This window comes from Anaerospora sp. (assembly GCF_032013335.1).
GTDB lineage: Bacteria > Bacillota > Negativicutes > Sporomusales > DSM-15969 > Anaerospora.
This window is the reverse complement of the sequence record NZ_DALZUO010000001.1, coordinates 188,215-207,005: the sequence shown is the minus strand read 5'-3', so window position 1 is coordinate 207,005 and position 18,791 is coordinate 188,215. Positions and strand designations below refer to the sequence as shown.

Genomic DNA, 18,791 nt, shown 5'->3' with positions numbered 1-18,791 from the left:
ATGGAGGACCTTACCATGAGTAATGAAGTAATATTATGGGGTTCACTCATTCTTCCCTGGTCAACTATTCTCTTTATGCCAAAAGAAGATATCAAACGTTACATGCCCGTTGGCCTGTTTACAGTGGTACTTAGTGTGCTGATTTTGGAAATAGGTATTTCATTCGGTATGTGGAATATAAAGGAAACAGTTTTCCCTTTCGCACTACTTCCTCCCTTAGTTTACGGATTACCAATATTCACTATGTGGGTTTTTAAGCTTACATACGGCCGGTTCTGGCTGTTTGTTGCAACTAATGCAATTATGGATCTTTTCTTTGATTACTTAATTATACCCTGGTTAGCAAGCAGCGGTATTCTCGATTACAATGTAAGTATCTTGGACTTTTTTATTACCACATTGCAGGCTTGGCTGCTCTATGGATATCAGATGTGGCAGGAAACCATATTTGTCTATTCATCTAGCACCAGTTCTGCATCTGACTTGCGGCCAGCGGCAGCCAAACCAATTCCAAAAGAAGATGAACCTCACGAATAGTTGTTTTAGTTAGCACCAAGCAAGCCAGAGCGACCGCATAAAACGGAGCTCTGGCTTTTTATTATCAAATCACCTTTTATCTTTTTGTTACATATTATGTAAAAGAAATCAAAAAGGAGGTTTTGCTATATGGCTTCCTATGAAAAAATAATTAAAACCATTATTGAAAAATTTCAAAATGCACTGTCACCTCTCAGTGAACTTAGTCAGATAACGCATAACCAGGAACTTCTTATTGCCCAAACACAACAAATCATTGATCTTTTGAAGCGAGAATACTCTGGGCGCGAAGAACCTAGTTCACCGGAAATTACGAATGAAACAAAATAACACATTTCCGTAAGTATTTGTGTTTAAAAACAAAGAATTTGGGAAAGCTAGCAATATAGTTCATATCTCCTCTCCCATCAACTGGCTTTCGGGCCAGTTATTTTTTTTGCGGCATTTGCCGCTTTTTTTACTTTTATCCACCTATTTATGCAATCACTTTTTCCGGGAAGGAACAAAACTAAATATGGCGAACTTATAACGACATAAATCTACATATTTCTTCATTTACCCCTTATTTACCGGCATTAAGGAGGAACCTTGGTGAGCCTACGCTTTACTCAGTTACCGAAAATTATTGCGCTAGCAGCTATAGCCGCTTTTTTTAGTAGCCCTCTCAGTGCATCTGCTGAAACAGTCTCACTGCAATTAAAATGGAGTCATCAATTCCAATTTGCCGGTTATTACGCTGCCATTGAAAAAGGGTTTTACCGTGATGAGGGATTAGATGTTATTTTACGGGAAGGCCTTCCAGCAACAAAAATGGTTGATGAGGTTATCAGCGGTAATGCCGATTTTGGTATCGATAATACCTCGTTATTAATAGAGCGGGATCGTGGCAAAAGCGTAGTAATCCTTGCTGCTATTTTTCAACATTCTCCCCAAGCACTTATTGCCCGGAAAGTCACGGGAATTTTCTCTCCCCATGAGCTAAATTCTCGAAAAATAATGATGGAAAAAGCACAAAGCACTGATATCCTGGCAATGTTAAACAATGAGGGCATCTTTGTTGAGGACGCCAATATTGTCCCCCATACCTGGAATGTTCAAGATTTAATTGAAGGCAAAGTGGATGCAATGACAGGATACACGACTGCAGAGCCATTCCTGCTGCATACTAAAGACATTCCTTTTACGATAATACATCCCATCAGCTATGGAATTGACTATTACGGCGATTGCCTTTTCACTTCTGAACAGCAGCTCGCTGCTAACCCTGAGCTTGTCGCCCGCTTTGTCCGGGCAAGCCTAAAGGGTTGGGAATATGCAATGAGCCATCAGGAAGAAATCATTGATTTGATCCTCACCAGCTACAAGCCATCTCTTTCCCGGGAAAAATTACGCTTTGAAGCCGCTGAAATGCAAAAAGTCATTCTTCCCGATTATGTCGAAATCGGCCATATGAATACCGGACGGTGGGCTAAAATAGCGGAAACCCATCAAAAGTTCGGTCTAATTAGTCCCACTTTTTCGCTCGACAAATTTATTTATAAACCCAACTATTCCAGCAATACAATTTATCAGAAATTGCTTGTGCCTTTGGTCACTATTATCGGCCTTTTACTAGTAGGATTAGTGACCTTCGTGTCTTTCAATGTCCGATTAAAGCATATTGTTAAGGAGCGAACTGCTACCTTAGAAGAAAATCTCATTCAATTGCGCGAAAAAGAAGAGACAATCCGCCTTATTGCCTATCACGACGGTTTAACCAATCTCCCCAATCGTTTAATGTTCATTGAGCAGCTTAGCAAGAACACAAAAGCAGGCCGCTCTAACGATAACCATTTTGCTGTCGTATTTCTTGACCTCGATGACTTCAAAAGAATAAACGATGCCATGGGACATGCAGCAGGAGATGAGTTTCTGCGCATAGTTGCATACCGCTTGCAGCATTGTCTCCAAGAACGGGGAACGGTCTACCGCATTGGCGGCGATGAATTCATTTTGCTTTTCTCCGACACCAGCGACTATGCACATACGGTTGAAATCGTTGAACTAGTGATTGCGGCAATCAGACTGCCCTGGAACTTTCAAGGGAGCGACTTTTATCTATCTGCCAGCATCGGTATTGCCATGTACCCGAAAAACGGGCAAGATCCGGAGTTTCTCATAAAAGCCGCTGATATGGCAATGTATGAAGCTAAACGGCAGGGTAAAAACCGGTATCAGTTTTTCAGTGAAGCCATGCATTCCCAGTCTATTGAAAAGCTTACATTAGAATCAGAACTTCATCAGGCACTTGCCAATTCAGAGCTAGTTTTGCACTATCAGCCACAAGTAGATAGCGATACCAATGTAATAGGTGTTGAAGCTCTAATTCGCTGGCGCCATCCCACAAAAGGCTTACTACCACCAGGTGTTTTTATCCCTATTGCCGAAGAAACAGGCCTTATTGTACCAATTGGTGATTGGGCCATACGCACGGCCTGCCAGCAGTGCATGGAGTGGCAGCACGATGGTCAGCCACCTCTTCGCGTATCGGTAAACCTGTCAGTCCGGCAGTTGCAGCATGCAGATCTCCTGGAAAAAATTCGACATGTACTGATAGAAACACAACTGCCGCCGCACTTGCTTGAACTGGAAATAACCGAAACAGTAGCCGTAACGCACGCAGATCTCGTTGTCCCGCTTATGGATTCCTTGCGGGCCCTGGGCGTCAGACTTGCATTGGATGACTTCGGAACAGGTTACTCATCGCTCATGTATTTAAAGAAATTTCCTATCGACATATTAAAAATTGATAAATCATTTATTCAGGACATAACCACCAACCGCGATAACGAAGCGATTATCCAGACAATCCTTGCCTTAGCGGAAATCTTTAAGATTGAAACTGTAGCTGAAGGAGTCGAGACGAAAGAACAATACCATCGCCTCAAGGCCCTCTCCTGTCCGATTATGCAGGGCTATTTATTCAGCCGTCCGATTCCTGCTGAAGATCTCCAAACGTTTCTTGAAAATTATCAGACTTCCTTAAACTCTAGTCAACTTTAGCAATTACTGTCTCCAAGACGGGCAGAAACTTTTACTTATAACGTTATAAAATATGGAAAAGACGGGAATAATGATATTGTACGTACTTTTCTCCTCTCCTAAACTGGCTTAACAGCCAGTTATTTTTTTAACGTCATTTCTAGGAGGTTTTTTCCATGCCAACCTACCGAGTACTAATCAACCAAAAGGCTACCGGCGATTATGTAACAAGTGCAACACGAGAAGACGCTTACTTTGAGATTGCCAGTTCTATGGCACTCACTTATGAGGACACCGTCCAGTTCGAAGAAGTTAACGCTCCGGCACAATCTATGGCAGATCAGCATATGTAAAAATAGAGGAAGCCCCAAAACAGATTTTTACCGTTTTGGGGCTTCTCTTATTTTTAATTAAAATTTTTCTCTTTTTATTGCTTACCATATTGACCTAACGAAAAAGTGCAGTTATAATTCTTATTGATAATGATTTTCACTCCTGTACATATTTTTTTATTTATTGACTGTTGTCAGTCAATAAGCGTTTTACATTCCAATGATCCTGCATGGGAGAGTTTATGCTGAATACATATCGGACTTTTATTATCATCTACTGACTGTTATCAGTCAACTATTTATTTAGTAGCCTTGTTGCTACAAAAAATTATAAGGAGATGTCTCATGAATAAGCTTCAAAAACAGGTCTTATGCTCTCTAGTAGGCAGCGCAATCTTATTTGGTCTCCCGTCAGTCTCATCTGCTGAAGAAACCAGCAGCCAGGAATTCTCGTTAGATGAATACGTTGTTACCGCTAGTCGGGTTCCGGTAAAGAAAAGTGAAATAGCTGCCAACGTCACTGTTATTACACGTGACGAGATAGAAAAAGGTGGCTATACCAGCGTCCCTGATATATTAAAGAAAAACAACATCCACTTAGAGCAAAGCCGGAGTGCTGCCGTCCCTGTCCTCAATGGGGACGACCGGGTTCTTATCTTAGTCGATGGACGAAAAATGGGCTGGAGCCATCTGGTCATCTCTGGGAATGACCATGCCGGCTTTAACCCTAATTTGGTAGGCGTAGACAATATTGAACGCATTGAAATTGTCCGCGGTCCTGCTTCCTCCTTATATGGCAGCGAAGCTGTCGGCGGCGTAATTAATATTATTACCCGCAAAGCAACTTCAACACAAACTACCGCTTCTACCGAATTTGGCAGCTGGGGATCACGCCGCTACAGCTTTACTACACAAGGGAAAAATGATGATATTAGCTATATGGTTACCGCTGAAAAGAAAAAACAGGACGACCTCGAGTATAAAGATCCAAAAACAGGTCAAGTGAAAACTCTTGATCAAACCTACTTTGATCAAGAATTAGTAACCATGCGCTTGGACAAGGACTTATCAAGCGACCGCTCACTCTCCATGCAGTTTGAACACACAAATGGTGAATATGGATTTGGTGGCATTCTACAAAGCTCTGGTCAAATTCAACATCCAGACGGCTATACAACCTCCAAAAGCAACAATATTGCCCTTACCTATCAATGGGGAAAAGATCGTGGTGCCAATGATTTATTCCGATTTTATCATAATGAATACCAATCCGACTCGTATAGCTCACTTGTTGATAATTCCGATCTCACTGCAAATGGCGTAAATTGGCAGCAAAGCTGGAATGTAAATGAGAATAACAGCTTAGTTAGTGGTGTTGACTGGCGTCAGGAAAAGTTAGAAGACCACCAAACGATTAATAAAGCTGTTACAACCAGTGCAGTCTTTCTTGAAGACCGCTGGACATTACCGCACTCTTGGACCCTCTCGGTAGGCACGCGGTACGACAACCACAGCCACTTCGGCGGTAAGTTCACTTCACGGGTAACTGCCAATCGGGAGATTAACTCTGCTACCAATGTTTACGCCTCCTGGGGTCAATACGTTAAAAACCCAACAATCTTTCAAATGTACACCAATACCGAATATATGAAAGGCAATCCTGACCTGCAGCCCGAAAGTGGAGAAACGACAATGGTCGGTATAAACTCAGAGTTAGGAAGTGGAGTCAAACTGCAGGCCAGTGCTTACCACAGCAAAATAAAAGATGCTCTTGACTGGGATTGGAAAGACTGGAATGGAACCGGGATCGGCACTGAGTATACAAAATATATTAATATCGATAACGAAGAACGTAATGGCTTGGATATTAACCTATCAAAACAATTATCGCCTCAATGGAATATATCGGGCGGTTACTCATATGTAAAAATTGAATCTACAAATAAAAATAATAGAGAGGCAACAGTAGCTAATCGTAACAGCCAGCCAAACGGCTATCGCCTTAATGTAGAGTACGACCAGGATAAATGGAATTCCAATCTTACCGTACGGCGGGTTACCGGGCGGGATCTTGCCCGCTTCACCAGCAAATCCTACACCACTTTGGATATGATGGTTAATTACAAGATCAATGCTGATACACGTATTTATCTCAAGGGTAATAACCTGACTAATGAAGCCTATGAAACAATTGGCGGTTACTGGCAAAGTGCTCCCGGTGAATACCCGATGCCATCACGCAGCTTCTATGTGGGCGTAGAACACAAAATGTAATACATGTTAGCAAAGGAGATTGCCGAAAAGACAATCTCCTTTTCCCCTGCTTTTACCTAAATCGCTACTTATGTTATAGTAATATATGAAAATGAGTTTCATTATCATATATTACTCGCAAAACTTCAGAGGAGAACACCCCTACTATGAGATGTATCCTTCGTTTACTATATGAAGCTAAGAAATACTACTGGCAGTTAGCCGGCGCTGTCGCCGGTATTGTCGCTTATACAGCAATCAACCTGCTTGGTCCCGCCTTAATCAGCCAGTTGATTGATCTACTGACAAGCAACTTTAGTAAAGCCGATATCCCCAAAGTGCAGCACCTTGCCTTGCTGCTGCTGGGTACATACATGATCCGGGCTATTTTTCGCCTGGCCAGCGACTACTGGGCTCATTATGCAGCCTGGAATATAGTCGCCGAAATGCGGGTCAAATTATATAATCACCTGCAAAACCTATCGCTGCGCTTTTACAGTGATAAACAAACAGGCCAGCTCATGAGCCAGGTCGTCAATGACACCGCTCAGTTTGAATTGCTGATTGCCCATGCAATTCCTAATATGTTAAGCAGCTTGTTTATTGTCATTGGCGTTGCGGTGTTACTTTTGTTTATCAACCCCTGGCTGGCGCTGCTTACCTTTATCCCGGTACCGTTTGTTCTGCTTTTCAGTCTCTACTATGCCAGGCGAATCTATCCAGCCTACGGTATTCACCAAGCCCGTTTAGGTGATATGAATGCTGTGCTGCAGGATAATCTGTCAGGCTTAAAAGAAATTCAGCTTTTCGGACGACAAGACTGTGCGTCCCAGCTATTCAGCACTCAGACCTATCAGTGGCGCGATGCCGTCATGAAGGTTGTCTGGCTTGGTGGCGTTTACCATCCCGCCGTAGAAAGTATTTTGGCCATGGGAACCGTCATTGTTGTCGGCTTTGGCGGCATAATGGCACTTGACGGACTGCTCAGCCTCGGTGACATCGTCCGTTTCTTACTGTATCTCAGCCTCTTTTACGCTCCACTGACTACCCTGGTGGCTTCTGTTGACAGCCTGCTCCAGTCCGTGGCTGGAGCGGAGCGGGTATTTTCCCTGCTCGATGCCCAGCCGGATATTCAAGATAAACCAGATGCCGTTGCCCTCGACTCTGCCCAAGGACACCTCGTTTTTCAAAACGTCACCTTTCACTATGATCAGCAAACACCGGTATTGGAGGATATCTCGTTTGCTATTCCCGCCGGCAGCATGGTAGCCATCGTCGGTCCCACCGGTGTAGGCAAGACGACGACGGCGGCACTGCTTACCCGCTTTTATGATCCGCTGTCCGGCCATGTTACGCTAGACGGAATTAACCTAAGGGATATCTCACTTACCTCACTGCGCAACCAGATCAGCGTTGTTCCCCAGGATGTTTTTTTGTTCAACGGCTCCATTGCCGATAACATTGCCTACGGCAAGCCAACAGCCAAACGGGACGAAATTATCCAGGCCGCCAAACAAGCCTATATTCATGATTTCATTACCACTCTTCCGCAAGGCTACGATGCGCTGGTTGGTGAAAGAGGCGTACTACTGTCGGGAGGGCAAAAACAGCGTCTGGCAATTGCCCGGGCCTTGCTGAGAAATACCCCTATTCTCATCTTTGACGAGGCCACCGCCTCCGTCGATATGGAAGCAGAAACAAAAATCCAGCAGGCGATACAGGAGCTCGCCGGTAACCGTACACTGGTAGTCATTGCTCACCGCCTTTCTACCGTGCGCCGGGCTGACAAGATTGTCGTCTTAGATAACGCAGGAGTGGCAGAACAGGGTCGTCACGAAGACTTACTAGCCAAGGGCGGACTCTATGCACGCCTATGTGCCACACAGATAAACTAAATGGGAGATTTTACAGATCATGATGCAATTACGTAATGCAACCAAGGGAACTGCTGACGCTGTTATCCAGAAAAAACGGAACTTCCTCCTCTCTCTGGCAGCACTGGGAACAGCAGCGCTCCTTTCTATCGTACTGGCGGCTTGTCTGGGAACTGTGAAAATCGCCCCATTGGAAGCCCTGCAAATTCTCCTATATAAAATATTCCAGCTAAACTTGGGCGAAACTATTTCCCAAATTTCTGCTGCCCATATGGATATTATTTGGAAGATTCGCTTTCCCCGGATACTAATGGCAGCAATCGTTGGTGCAGGCCTGGCAGTATGCGGTACGGCAATGCAATCCTCTGTACAGAACCCTCTGGCAGACCCATATATCCTCGGTATTTCCGCCGGTGCCTCCCTTGGCGCCACTTTCGCCATTCTAATCCATGCAGCTGCCGGAGGAATGGGAGTGGCCTTCTGGGCATTTGCCGGCGCTCTGACCGCCTGTGTATTGGTTATGGCGCTCTCCACCATCGGCGGTCAAATGTCTACTATTAAAATGATTTTAGCTGGTACAATTGCCAATGCCCTGTTTATTGCTCTTTCCAATTGTATCATCTACCTTGCCGGCAATGCCGAAGGCATCCGTACGGTAACCTTTTGGACTATGGGCTCGCTTGCTGCAGCCAAGTGGCATAATCTGGCCCTGCCCGCTGCAGGTGTACTGGCAGGCTGCCTGTTCTTTCTCGCTCAATCCCGTAACCTGAACACCATGCTGCTGGGAGAAGAGGCGGCGATTACGCTCGGTATTGACTTGGCAAAGGTGCGCCGCAATAATCTCATCATGACCGCTCTCGTAACAGGACTGATTGTTGCCAATTGCGGAGTCATCGCCTTTGTAGGATTAATCATTCCCCACATTGTGCGGGGCTTTGTCGGTTCTGACCACCGGCGCCTGCTCCCCTCGGTAATACTCACCGGAATACTCTTCCTGATTTGGGCGGATGTGCTGGCCCGCTCTATTCTGCCAAGCGGAGAACTTCCCATCGGTATCATTACTGCTATGATTGGCGCTCCATTTTTTCTGTATATCCTATATAAAAATTCGCTCGGCTTTGCCGGTAAATAGGAGGGATCAGCATGGATTTATCCTTACGTGACATCAGCGTAACCTTATACAAAAAGCAAATTATCAGTAACGTTTCCCTTGATGCCAAAAACGGTGAATTCGTAGGCATTATTGGCCCTAACGGCAGCGGCAAGTCAACGCTGCTCCGCACTGTTTACCGGGTCATCAAACCGGATCATGGTGCTATTTTCTTAGGTGGTAAGGATCTTAGCAATATAAAACTAGCCGATTCTGCCAAGCAGATGGGAGTGGTGGGGCAGTTTAACCATTTGAATTTTGATCTCACCGTTTTTGAGATGGTCATGATGGGCCGGTCTCCGCACAAACGCTCGCTGGGCGGTGATACTGAAGAGGACTATCAGATTGCTCTGGAAGCACTGCGCAAAGTTGGTATGGAAAAATACAGCGAACACAACTTTCTAACCCTCTCGGGCGGTGAAAAGCAGCGCGTTATTCTGGCCAGAGCATTGACACAGCAACCTAAAATCCTAGTGCTCGACGAACCGACAAATCACCTGGATATTAAGTACCAGCTAGAACTGCTATCACTGGTGAAATCGCTGGGCATCGGCGTGCTGGCAGCCTTGCATGATCTCAGTCTGTCGGCGATGTTCTGCGACAAACTATATGTCATGAAAGAGGGCAAAGTGATTGCCTGCGGTAAGCCGAAGCAAATCCTCACACCTGAACTAATCCGTGAGGTCTATGAAATTGATTGCACCATTCAGGAAAATGCCAATACCGGCTACCTGTCCATTATTTATTATCCTACTACCCGGTATGCATAACCCAAAGGAGCTATATATGCCTGCATGTACAAAAAAACTAATCCTGAGCTGTCTGACTTTACTATTTGTCCTGCTTGCAGCAGGCTGTGCCCCGTCAGCAGCGCTGTCTCCTGCTGTACCTCCCGCCGATCTTGCAAACACAGCCTATACGCCGGTCACCATTCACAATTTTGATGCTGCCGGAAACCATCTGGACTATACGTACCGGCATTCTCCCACTCGTGTGGCAATCACACATCCCGGCGCGACTGAGCTTCTGTTAGAATTAGGTCTTGAAGACCGCATTCTGGCAACGCTGGCTCCTTATGGGCCTCCACTCAAAAGAGTAGCCGAACGATATTCGAAGCTGACGATTATGGCTGCCCAATTTGTTCCCTCTCAGGAAGAAATGCTGGAAATGGACCCTGATATGATTATTGGCTGGTCCCATAATTTTAGTGAAAGCGCTTTGAGTAATGTACAGTTCTGGCAGGAGCGAAACATAGCCACCTATATTATGCCTAGCTCCCTAAGCAAGACGAAGCCCACACTTGAAGACTCCGTATATTCTCTTGTGAATGATATGGGTCAAATCTTCGGTGTCCGTGATAAAGCAGCCGGCCTGATTAAGAATTACCAGGACCGGGTTGCTTATATTGAACAGCGTACCTCCCCTATTCAACACAAAAAGACCGTTATGGTATTGCAAAACCAGTCAAACGGCCAATTCTCGCTTTATGACAGCAGTTATGTGATTAACTTGATGATAAAAACCGCTGGCGGTATCCCTGTGGCTGACGATATTGCTTTCATCGTCGGTGCCGAAAAAGTACTGGCCTATGATCCCGACTACATTTTATATGTATCGTTCAGTAAGAACGGTACCGAAGACCTGAGTGATGAAGATGCAACGGCCCAGCTAAAGCAGCTCGATGAACTGTCCAGTATGCGGGCTATCCGGGAAAATCATATCATTAATATGCCCTTTTTCACCGTCAATAACGGTGGGATTCGTACCGTTGATGCCATAGAAAAAATTGCTCGCCAGCTATATCCTGAGCACATGCAGGTACCGGCAAGACCAATCCGTTGACAACAGAATTGTTTTATTTTACAATTTAAACTGACGTCAGTCAGAAAACGAGAGAGGTGTTTCCTATTCCAAGAATCTCGAAGGACCCACAGGTACGTCAGGCTGAACTAATGGATACCGCATTGGAATTATTCCTGTCAGCAGGCTATGAGAAAACTACTGTGCAGGATATTGTAAGAAAAGTAAATGTTGCCCAAGGCACTTTTTACTACTATTTCCCCTCAAAAGAAGCGATCCTTGAATCCATATTTGCCCGTCATGTTAAAAACATGCTGCATGAAGTACAGGTCTCTCATCAACAGAGTAGTACTGTTTTAGAAAAGCTGCAGCTCTTAATTAAGCATTTCTATAGATTCTGCTATCACGATGAGCCCAGTCTGATTGCCAAAGTCTTGTATAAAGAGAAGCAAGGCGAACTCATCAATAAAGTCTGGCGGCAAATGCATCTTGTTACTGCCCCGGTGTTCAGAAGCCTGCTTGAGCAGGGTAACCGGGAAGGAACAACAAAGGTGGCCCATATGGAGGAAACGCTCTCTTTTTTTGCCGGCATTATGGCCTCTCTGCTGGAAGCCAGTTCTCCCAACGAATTCGGTCATGAATCAAACCCCGAGATGGTAAAAAACAAGCTTCAAATTGCCGGACACCTGATCGAAACGTTGTTTGGCGCACCGCCCGGCAGTATTTACTTAGAGGAACAGATGCAAAAACATGCATAAGCAAAGCCGACGTGAACGTTCCGTTCACATCGGCTTTTTACATTATCGCCCTTACTCACTTTACCGCACTTTCAATCAATTTTGTAACAATCGGTCGATCGGCCGGAGCAAAGGTATATTCGCGCAACTCTGCAGCCGAAGACCAGACTACATCATCGTGAGCGCAGGCCTTTATCTCCCCTTCAGTCCAAACAGCCCAAAACGCCATTAAATGAACTACCTTACTGGGATATTCATAAATCGAATCAGCAAAAAATTCACCTACGGAAATTGTGATTGCCAGCTCTTCCAGTATTTCTCTTGCCAGGCATTCTTCCGGGCTTTCACCTTCTTCTAATTTCCCTCCGGGAAATTCCCAAAGTCCAGCAAGTTCATCACGGCCGGGGCGACGGGCAATCAGTATTTTGTCGGCCCTTCGAATTAACGCTGCTGTTACCTCTATCATAAAATCTCTCCTTGCCGTGCCTTTTCCTTTGGGTGTACACTTTAGATAGTATTCAATAGTATTTTCTCTGTTATGAAAGGAATGATGCAGAATGGTTCTAGGATTTGTACTTGGAGTTGCGATTGCCTATCTTCTTACCTTTTTTCATATTGATCAGACCATAATCTCCGGAGTAAAAGACTTAATCAAAATGGATATTGGTCAAAGTGGGTATTATTTCCTGTTCGGTGTCATCGGCGGTGTCTCGCGGGTCATGATTGGTGGTTTTATTTCCGGGCTTATTGTCGCCTTCCTGTTTACACTGTTAAATCTAGATCATATCGTCATTGACGGTTTGAAGGAATGGTTCAAATATGACATGACCACTGGCGGCTATTATCTCGTTTTTGCCCTTCTTGGAGCAGCACTGAGTTTTCTCAAGATCATAAGAATGTGTTTAAAACCATTGTTTTTCCTGACGAAGAAAAGCAGCGCAAAATAGAAAAAAAAAGCAGCTACACAGTCTCGCTGCCATAGCCGCTAACAAGTACCGACACCTCTCCGGTGTGGGGATCAAACATTAATCCGTGAATTGGCACATCCTTTGGAATAAGAGGATTATTTCTTATCTTAGCGACAACCTGACATACATTGTCATGGGGATGGTGAAACGTATCCAGCCAAACTGCCAGCTCATCTTTGATCATTTTAATTGCATCGGGAGAAATGCCCCTCGCCAGCATTTTATCGATTACAGTATCGGCGCTGGAATGGGCCACACCGCAATCCTCATGACCAATCACAATGATTTCCTGTACCCCCAGTTCATAGATTGCAATAACCAGGCTGCGAATGGTTGCCTCAAAGGGACCGGTGACCGAATTTCCGGCATTCTTTATTACAACAGCATCTTCGCGTCTAAGGCCAAGGGCAGGCTCAAGAAAATCGACCAATCTCGTATCCATACAGGTAAATACGGCTAGCTTTCGCTTTGGCAGTTTGCCGACATTGTTACTGCTCTGCTCATCAATTAATGCAGTACTATTAACAAAACATTTATTCTTTAACAGCATTTGTTCTAAAATAGTCATGTAGTCCCCTGTCTAATAGTAGGCTTGACCAAATCCTTGCGGTCTTGGGTCAGAATAAACTTGTTCGACACTGCAGTGTGTTAACTCCTTCTAAAATAAAAAAAATACTGCCATTTTATTATCAATCAGTACACCTGAATATATACACCAGATACATTTGTTTATTAATTATAGGATGCAAAAGGCCCTATCTGCTGATAGGGCCTAACCATTTTACTAGGAAGAAACTGCGCTTACGGGTCTACCCTCTCCAGTAACACCTGTTCGCCATTAACCATTTCGATGACTACCATAGACTTTATCGGATTATGATAGCGATTAAAGTAAATCGGACCAGTAACGCCTTCCAGCCTGGTTCTCTCAAGAGCATAGCGGATCATGTTCGGTTCCGAACTGTCGGCACTTTTGATCGCAGCGATCAGAATGGTTGCTGCTTCATATCCCAAAGCACTAAATACATCCGGCTCGCTGTTAAACTCTTTTTTATAGGCAGCAACAAAGCGCTGATTTACCGACGATTGCAGCTGCGTGGAATAGTGATTACTAAAAAACGTATTATTTAATGCCTCTACACCGGCATATTCAACTAATCTGGACGAATCCCAGTCATCTGTTCCTAATAGGGGAGCAGTGATTGACATATCCCGCGCTTGATGGATCAGCGGGCCCACTTCATCAACATATCCGGGAATGAATATAACATCAGGATCAGCCTGTTGAATGCGTGCCAGCTGCTCACTAAAATCCCGATCCTTATGTAAATAGCCTTCTTCCGCTACAATGGTACCCCCGTCGGCCGTAAACGTCATTTTAAAAATTGCGGCAATATATTTTGAGTAATCGGAGGTTTTATCCACCAGCATGGCCGCCGTCCTTGCTCCCAGCTTACCGGCAGCAAACTTACTCATCATTTTGCCCTGATAGGGATCGGTAAAGGCGCTGCGGAAGACATATTTTTTGACCTGACCATTCTCCGCAGTAATTGCCGGGTTCGTTGCAGAAGAACTGATAATCGGCAGCCCCGAGTCCTCTGCTATTGCCGCTGCCGCTCTCATATTGGCATTGGTTACCGGACCGAGCACTGCTGCAACTTTTTTTTCAGTAACAAAGGCTGCCATCACATTAGCGGCGCCGCTTACTTCTGATCCGTTATCTGACGTAACTAGTTCAATTTTGCGGTCTAATACCCCGCCCTCATCATTTGCCTCTTTAACAGCCAACCGCATACCGTTAAGCGTTTCATTGGCGTATTGAGAAGCGCTGCCTGTCAATTCAAGATTAGCCCCGATTTTAATTGAATCAGCATTTTCACCGGAGTCTGAAGTTGGCAGTGCTGGGATCGAAGGCAACGTGATCGCTGATTGCTTTACTTCCGGTGGAATTTGCAAGTTCTCTATCTGATTGATTTGTGAAAAAGTAATCGAAGCAGAAGCCTTCACGGTAGAAAGCATTTCGTTAATAACGGATTTCTTTTCCTCCGGCAAATTTAGTGAGCCAACAATATTTTTCCCCAGGTTAACTAATATCCCCGATAAATCCATATTCACCTGAGTAATTGCATCTGTCTTCTTATCAATTGTAACCGTATAGGAAAGATCTCCAATGTTCTTGAAAATGCCTTCAGGCAGCTGCACCTTTTGCATTCCCAGCGCATTCATCATGCGGGCCATCTCTTTAGACATATAACTGGACTCTATTACGACCTCAAAGTCTCTTGCCTCAGGAGTTTCTTGTAACAGGGCCACATGTTTTATTGCTTTAAAATAATCATCATATGCAGCCAGTGGATTGAATTCGGCCAAGACCTGCCTGGTCCAATGATCATTAAGGAGCGAGTAGGCAACAATCTTTCCCTCGTCCTCTTCTATGTATTGAACTGTCTTCTGTTCTTTCTTCTCCCACTTACTATCCATCGTAAACGTCATATTATTCTTGACTAACAATGGCTTAGCCTGTGCATCAGATTCACTTTTGACACTAAGGCCAAAATTTTCTCCCTGATAAACAAGGGTATACTTATTTTCCATCATCATGTGATAGTTGTTCACTGCATTTAATTTAGCAAAAGCAGCAGTAACAATTTTCTTCGGGTCCTTAGCCGCTGCTGTAGATTTGCCTGCACTACAGACGGAAACCACTAACATTGTGATACATACGAAGACAATTATCGGTAAGCACTTCAGTCTGTTCATTGCTAATCAACTCATTTCTTTGTTTTATATCCTTTTTATGTTATATTCGCCTGCAGCCCTGCCTACTCCTCCAGAATTACCCAAGGCAATTTTACTCCCTTAAAGACACATAAAAGTTACTCTTTAACCATAACTATATTGGAGTTGGAATTAATAGAGGGGGATGAGCATGAGATTGCTATTTCTGTGCCTTGTGGCCGGAGAAATCGGACTTGCTTTATTTTGTTATTACAGACAGATTACATATAACAGCACCGCTTATGTATGGACGGGACTTATCTTTGCTTTGCTGCCCTTACTATTAACGTATATAGAGCCTGAAGAAAATGGACCATTTCAGGAATTAGTGATAAAAGAGCTTAACAAAGCTGCCATATCTTATCAGGAGCTTCGCTTCTCCGGAGATTATGTTGCTTTTGCATCCTGTCTGGAAACAAAAAGAATAACCATCATTACTCCCGATGCTCAGAATCAAACTGCAATCGCTCGCCAGAGCATTCCGATTAATGAAATTAGTAAAATTGCTTTTAGCGAAACTATTGATGGCTGGAAAATTAAAATCAATGATGAATTCACATATATACTCAAACAAACCCGGCTGATTACAAATGCAATGGCATGCTGGGAAGATTTTTTCAAACAGGCCAATATACCGATAACTGTCACTTATGAAGATACTACGGATTATTGGCTTAGTCGTTTACTTGGGATTACCATTTCTATTCCCGCTGTATTGCTTATTTTACTTTCCTTTTAGCTCTGCTATGGAATAAATATAAAAAAGCTGCCTTTGGTATCAAAGGCAGCTTTTTACATCCATTTTATTTTCAAGGAACAACCTTCTCAATCAATTCACAGTGTTCTGGGCAACTGGTGTCTTCACTGTCACAACGTGACTCGCAAGCCAGAACCTGATTGATTTCACGCTCATCAGCTTCTTTGTACACTGGACCCACCCCCTCCACTATTTAATGCTATTGATTAGTGATAATGTTCATAGCACATATCCCCTAAAACCATTATTTTTACTATTTAATATTTATTGTTATTTACTAATTAAAATATACACCTAATGGGAGTAATTGTCAATGTTTTTTTATCAATTAATTCTCGCTTTTCTATTTTGGTTATTTGAAATTATTTTCGCACAGAATAAAGGAGGGTGATAAAATGGACGATAAGCTTCGTAATCCATCCTCATATGCAGAAGAACTACTTACCAGCCAAAATGATGAAGATAAAACCCAGCAGAAACCGCCTAAAGTGAATATCCTTGAAGGTGATGACTGGCTTCCCAGTTAAAAAAGAGAGGTGCAGCTTTTGTCAGAAACAAATGATACCGGTGCAATACTTCATGCCGAGTTTAACAAAGAGACCGCGAAGTATCAGACCAATTATACAAATCCTATAACTGGCGGAGAATTACAGGATATCCTGCGGGAAAAGGAAGCAGCGTTAGAAAGCAAGACCAATCTTCCTGCTAAGAATCAGTAGCATTATGAAAGCAAAAAAGCCCTTTGCAGCGGGCTTTTTTGCTTTCATAATGCTTTTCTTTTGTCACTGCCTGCTTCTTAATTCCTTTAAACGCCGGACTATATCATAACTGTTATTTCTTGCCTGACCAATGCGAATATGGGGCTTACTTTTGCCATGGAAGTCACTGCCGCTGGTAGCAAGGATGCCTTTTTCCTGACAGAACTGAAAATAATAGTCTTCTTGCTCCTTAGTGTGCCATGTAGTAAAAGCCTCCACTCCTACGATACCAAGTTCGAGCAGTTCGTTGAGCAGTATCGTATCAGTTAGGGAAAGCGTAGCAGCCGGATGTGCCAGAACAGGTACGCCGCCGCACTGGACAATACAGTCAACTGCCTCATTCACACCGGGAATATATTGCGGAGAATTATAGGGACGGCCGGTAACGATCCAGTCTAAGCAGAATCTGAGTACAGGATTATCCAATAACCGGTATGGCTTCAGCAGTTGGTTATGATCATTGCGGGAATCTGCAAAAATAGCGCCGCCATAGCAAATTGGCATCGGCTGAGAGCCAAATTCCAACACTTTGTCTTTATCTAGATAAAATCCGCCCTCACGGAGCTTGGCAATCTGAGCATCTACGTTATCCTGGCGAGCCTTATCTATCCTACGGCACCACTCCAGAATGCCCGGATGACGATCATCAATAAAATACCCCAATATGTGAAACCATTTATCTTTATAACTAGCAGAAAACTCACAGCCAGGTATGACCTCGATACCAGCTTTTTCACCCCAGTGAATCGCTTCTTCAAGGCTAGCTACCGAATCGTGATCGGTTATAGCAATAGCATGAAGCTTTGCTTCCTTAGCACGCTCGATAATCTCCCTTGGAGCAAACTCACCATCACCGCTTGCCACAGTATGTATATGTAAATCGACTGTCATGTTCCTCTCCTTTGCGCTCATTCTCGCCAGCCTTTATTTGGTAAACCGTTTACGAAAGCCGCATTTCCGGCATAATTCTTCCACGACATACTGCCTGGAGAATCCTTGTCTTATGCGCTCCGCTCTCGCACCTTGAAGGATCTTAGCAAGGCTTTCCTGATGAATGCTGCCAAGGTTAATCACGCCTTCACCATCAAGACAGCAGGGAATTACCGTACCATCCACCAAAATTGCAATTTGCTGTCTAAGTCCATAGCACGTACCGGGAGCAGTATCCTCCGCTTGCTGTAAATCAGGCCATTTAAATTCGTAATCCTGGTTTAAGTAAACTCGATCACTTATTTTCAAGGCTTTATCCTGCGATAGGTTCCCCCGTATTTGATAGGACAGCTTAAAGTTATCTTCAATTCTATTCAGGATATCGGCATTTCGCTTGCGTTGATCTTCCGTTAATAAGGCTTCCTCTAAATTCCACAGCCGCAAAGAAATGATAATACCAGACTCCGCAATAGCCCTATTGGTAAAGCTGAGAATCCGGTCAATATAGGTGTCTTTGAAAAGATTGTTCTCGTTACCATCAAAGCTGTGCAGAGAAAAATTAATTTGTCGTACAGCCGGCTTTGCAAGCAACACATCTGCAGCCTTGTCAATCAAAGTGCCATTCGTCGTGATATTGACTTTAAGGGCGTTGTCAAAACTGATATCCAATATCCTCCCCAGGTTTGGATGTAATAGGGGCTCTCCTTTTACATGGAGATAGATATAATCGGCAAATGGTTTAACCTGCGAAGCGATATTTTGAAAATCGTCCTCTGACATGAATTGCGCCGTTCGTTTCGTTTCCGGACAGAAATCACATCGCAAATTACAGGCATTTGTTATTTCTATATATACCTTTTTATATTTTTTCATACCAGTAGCTCCCGTTCTTGTGA

Annotated in this window: 19 protein-coding genes; 14 read left to right on the top strand and 5 right to left on the bottom strand. The window is 43.9% G+C overall.

Annotated elements, in window-relative coordinates; translation table 11 throughout:
* Window positions 1–15 precede the first annotated feature (15 nt).
* From RTR76_RS01045 to RTR76_RS01000, 10 genes are all read left to right on the top strand, one after another.
* Window positions 16–537, top strand: a complete 522-nt coding sequence (locus RTR76_RS01045) for a hypothetical protein (protein ID WP_312515605.1) — start codon at window positions 16–18, stop codon at window positions 535–537.
* Window positions 538–666: 129 nt separating this feature from the next.
* Window positions 667–867: a hypothetical protein gene (locus RTR76_RS01040; protein WP_312515602.1), complete on the top strand. Its 201-nt coding sequence runs from the start codon at window positions 667–669 to the stop codon at window positions 865–867.
* Window positions 868–1,128: 261 nt separating this feature from the next.
* Window positions 1,129–3,579, top strand: coding sequence for an EAL domain-containing protein (locus tag RTR76_RS01035; RefSeq protein WP_312515599.1), 2,451 nt, complete (start codon window positions 1,129–1,131; stop codon window positions 3,577–3,579).
* A 155-nt stretch (window positions 3,580–3,734) separates the two neighbouring features.
* Window positions 3,735–3,911, top strand: coding sequence for a hypothetical protein (locus tag RTR76_RS01030; RefSeq protein ID WP_312515596.1), 177 nt, complete (start codon window positions 3,735–3,737; stop codon window positions 3,909–3,911).
* 324 nt (window positions 3,912–4,235) lie between these two features.
* Window positions 4,236–6,164, top strand: a complete 1,929-nt coding sequence (locus tag RTR76_RS01025; protein WP_312515593.1) for a TonB-dependent receptor — start codon at window positions 4,236–4,238, stop codon at window positions 6,162–6,164.
* Window positions 6,165–6,310: 146 nt separating this feature from the next.
* Window positions 6,311–8,038 (top strand): ABC transporter ATP-binding protein, encoded by a 1,728-nt coding sequence (locus tag RTR76_RS01020; protein ID WP_312515591.1) that lies wholly within the window; start codon window positions 6,311–6,313, stop codon window positions 8,036–8,038.
* A 19-nt stretch (window positions 8,039–8,057) separates the two neighbouring features.
* Window positions 8,058–9,149, top strand: a complete 1,092-nt coding sequence (locus tag RTR76_RS01015) for an iron ABC transporter permease (protein WP_312515588.1) — start codon at window positions 8,058–8,060, stop codon at window positions 9,147–9,149.
* Window positions 9,150–9,160: 11 nt separating this feature from the next.
* The gene (locus RTR76_RS01010) at window positions 9,161–9,937 is read left to right on the top strand and encodes an ABC transporter ATP-binding protein (RefSeq protein WP_312515585.1); all 777 of its coding nucleotides are present in this window, start codon (window positions 9,161–9,163) and stop codon (window positions 9,935–9,937) included.
* Window positions 9,938–9,953: 16 nt separating this feature from the next.
* Window positions 9,954–11,009 carry an ABC transporter substrate-binding protein gene (locus RTR76_RS01005; protein WP_312515582.1) on the top strand — a complete coding sequence of 352 codons (1,056 nt, stop codon included), beginning with the start codon at window positions 9,954–9,956 and terminating at the stop codon, window positions 11,007–11,009.
* Window positions 11,010–11,119: 110 nt separating this feature from the next.
* On the top strand, window positions 11,120–11,725 hold the full coding sequence (locus RTR76_RS01000; protein WP_312515579.1) for a TetR/AcrR family transcriptional regulator: 606 nt from the start codon (window positions 11,120–11,122) through the stop codon (window positions 11,723–11,725).
* Between the two features lie 55 nt (window positions 11,726–11,780).
* On the opposite strand, the gene RTR76_RS00995 is transcribed toward RTR76_RS01000, so the two are convergent.
* Window positions 11,781–12,170 carry a (deoxy)nucleoside triphosphate pyrophosphohydrolase gene (locus RTR76_RS00995; protein WP_312515577.1) on the bottom strand — a complete coding sequence of 130 codons (390 nt, stop codon included), beginning with the start codon at window positions 12,168–12,170 and terminating at the stop codon, window positions 11,781–11,783.
* A gap of 91 nt (window positions 12,171–12,261) precedes the next feature.
* Between RTR76_RS00995 and RTR76_RS00990 the strand changes: the two genes are divergently transcribed.
* Window positions 12,262–12,651, top strand: a complete 390-nt coding sequence (locus RTR76_RS00990) for a hypothetical protein (RefSeq protein ID WP_312515574.1) — start codon at window positions 12,262–12,264, stop codon at window positions 12,649–12,651.
* A 13-nt stretch (window positions 12,652–12,664) separates the two neighbouring features.
* Here the strand turns inward: RTR76_RS00990 and RTR76_RS00985 are convergent, their stop codons facing one another.
* Complete coding sequence (locus RTR76_RS00985) at window positions 12,665–13,240, bottom strand: carbonic anhydrase (RefSeq protein ID WP_312515571.1); 576 nt, start codon at window positions 13,238–13,240, stop codon at window positions 12,665–12,667.
* Between the two features lie 233 nt (window positions 13,241–13,473).
* Window positions 13,474–15,432: an ABC transporter substrate-binding protein gene (locus tag RTR76_RS00980; protein ID WP_312515569.1), complete on the bottom strand. Its 1,959-nt coding sequence runs from the start codon at window positions 15,430–15,432 to the stop codon at window positions 13,474–13,476.
* A gap of 169 nt (window positions 15,433–15,601) precedes the next feature.
* Between RTR76_RS00980 and RTR76_RS00975 the strand changes: the two genes are divergently transcribed.
* The 3 genes from RTR76_RS00975 (at window position 15,602) to RTR76_RS00965 (ending at window position 16,926) form a co-directional block, all read left to right on the top strand.
* Window positions 15,602–16,189 carry a hypothetical protein gene (locus tag RTR76_RS00975; protein ID WP_312515567.1) on the top strand — a complete coding sequence of 196 codons (588 nt, stop codon included), beginning with the start codon at window positions 15,602–15,604 and terminating at the stop codon, window positions 16,187–16,189.
* A gap of 413 nt (window positions 16,190–16,602) precedes the next feature.
* Window positions 16,603–16,734 (top strand): hypothetical protein, encoded by a 132-nt coding sequence (locus RTR76_RS00970; RefSeq protein ID WP_312515565.1) that lies wholly within the window; start codon window positions 16,603–16,605, stop codon window positions 16,732–16,734.
* A gap of 18 nt (window positions 16,735–16,752) precedes the next feature.
* The gene (locus RTR76_RS00965) at window positions 16,753–16,926 is read left to right on the top strand and encodes a hypothetical protein (protein WP_312515563.1); all 174 of its coding nucleotides are present in this window, start codon (window positions 16,753–16,755) and stop codon (window positions 16,924–16,926) included.
* A 63-nt stretch (window positions 16,927–16,989) separates the two neighbouring features.
* On the opposite strand, the gene RTR76_RS00960 is transcribed toward RTR76_RS00965, so the two are convergent.
* Both RTR76_RS00960 and RTR76_RS00955 read right to left on the bottom strand, forming a co-directional pair.
* Window positions 16,990–17,856: a PHP domain-containing protein gene (locus tag RTR76_RS00960; RefSeq protein WP_312515561.1), complete on the bottom strand. Its 867-nt coding sequence runs from the start codon at window positions 17,854–17,856 to the stop codon at window positions 16,990–16,992.
* 33 nt (window positions 17,857–17,889) lie between these two features.
* Entirely contained in the window at window positions 17,890–18,768 is an 879-nt protein-coding gene (locus RTR76_RS00955; RefSeq protein ID WP_312515558.1) for a radical SAM/SPASM domain-containing protein, read from the bottom strand.
* Window positions 18,769–18,791 lie beyond the last annotated feature (23 nt).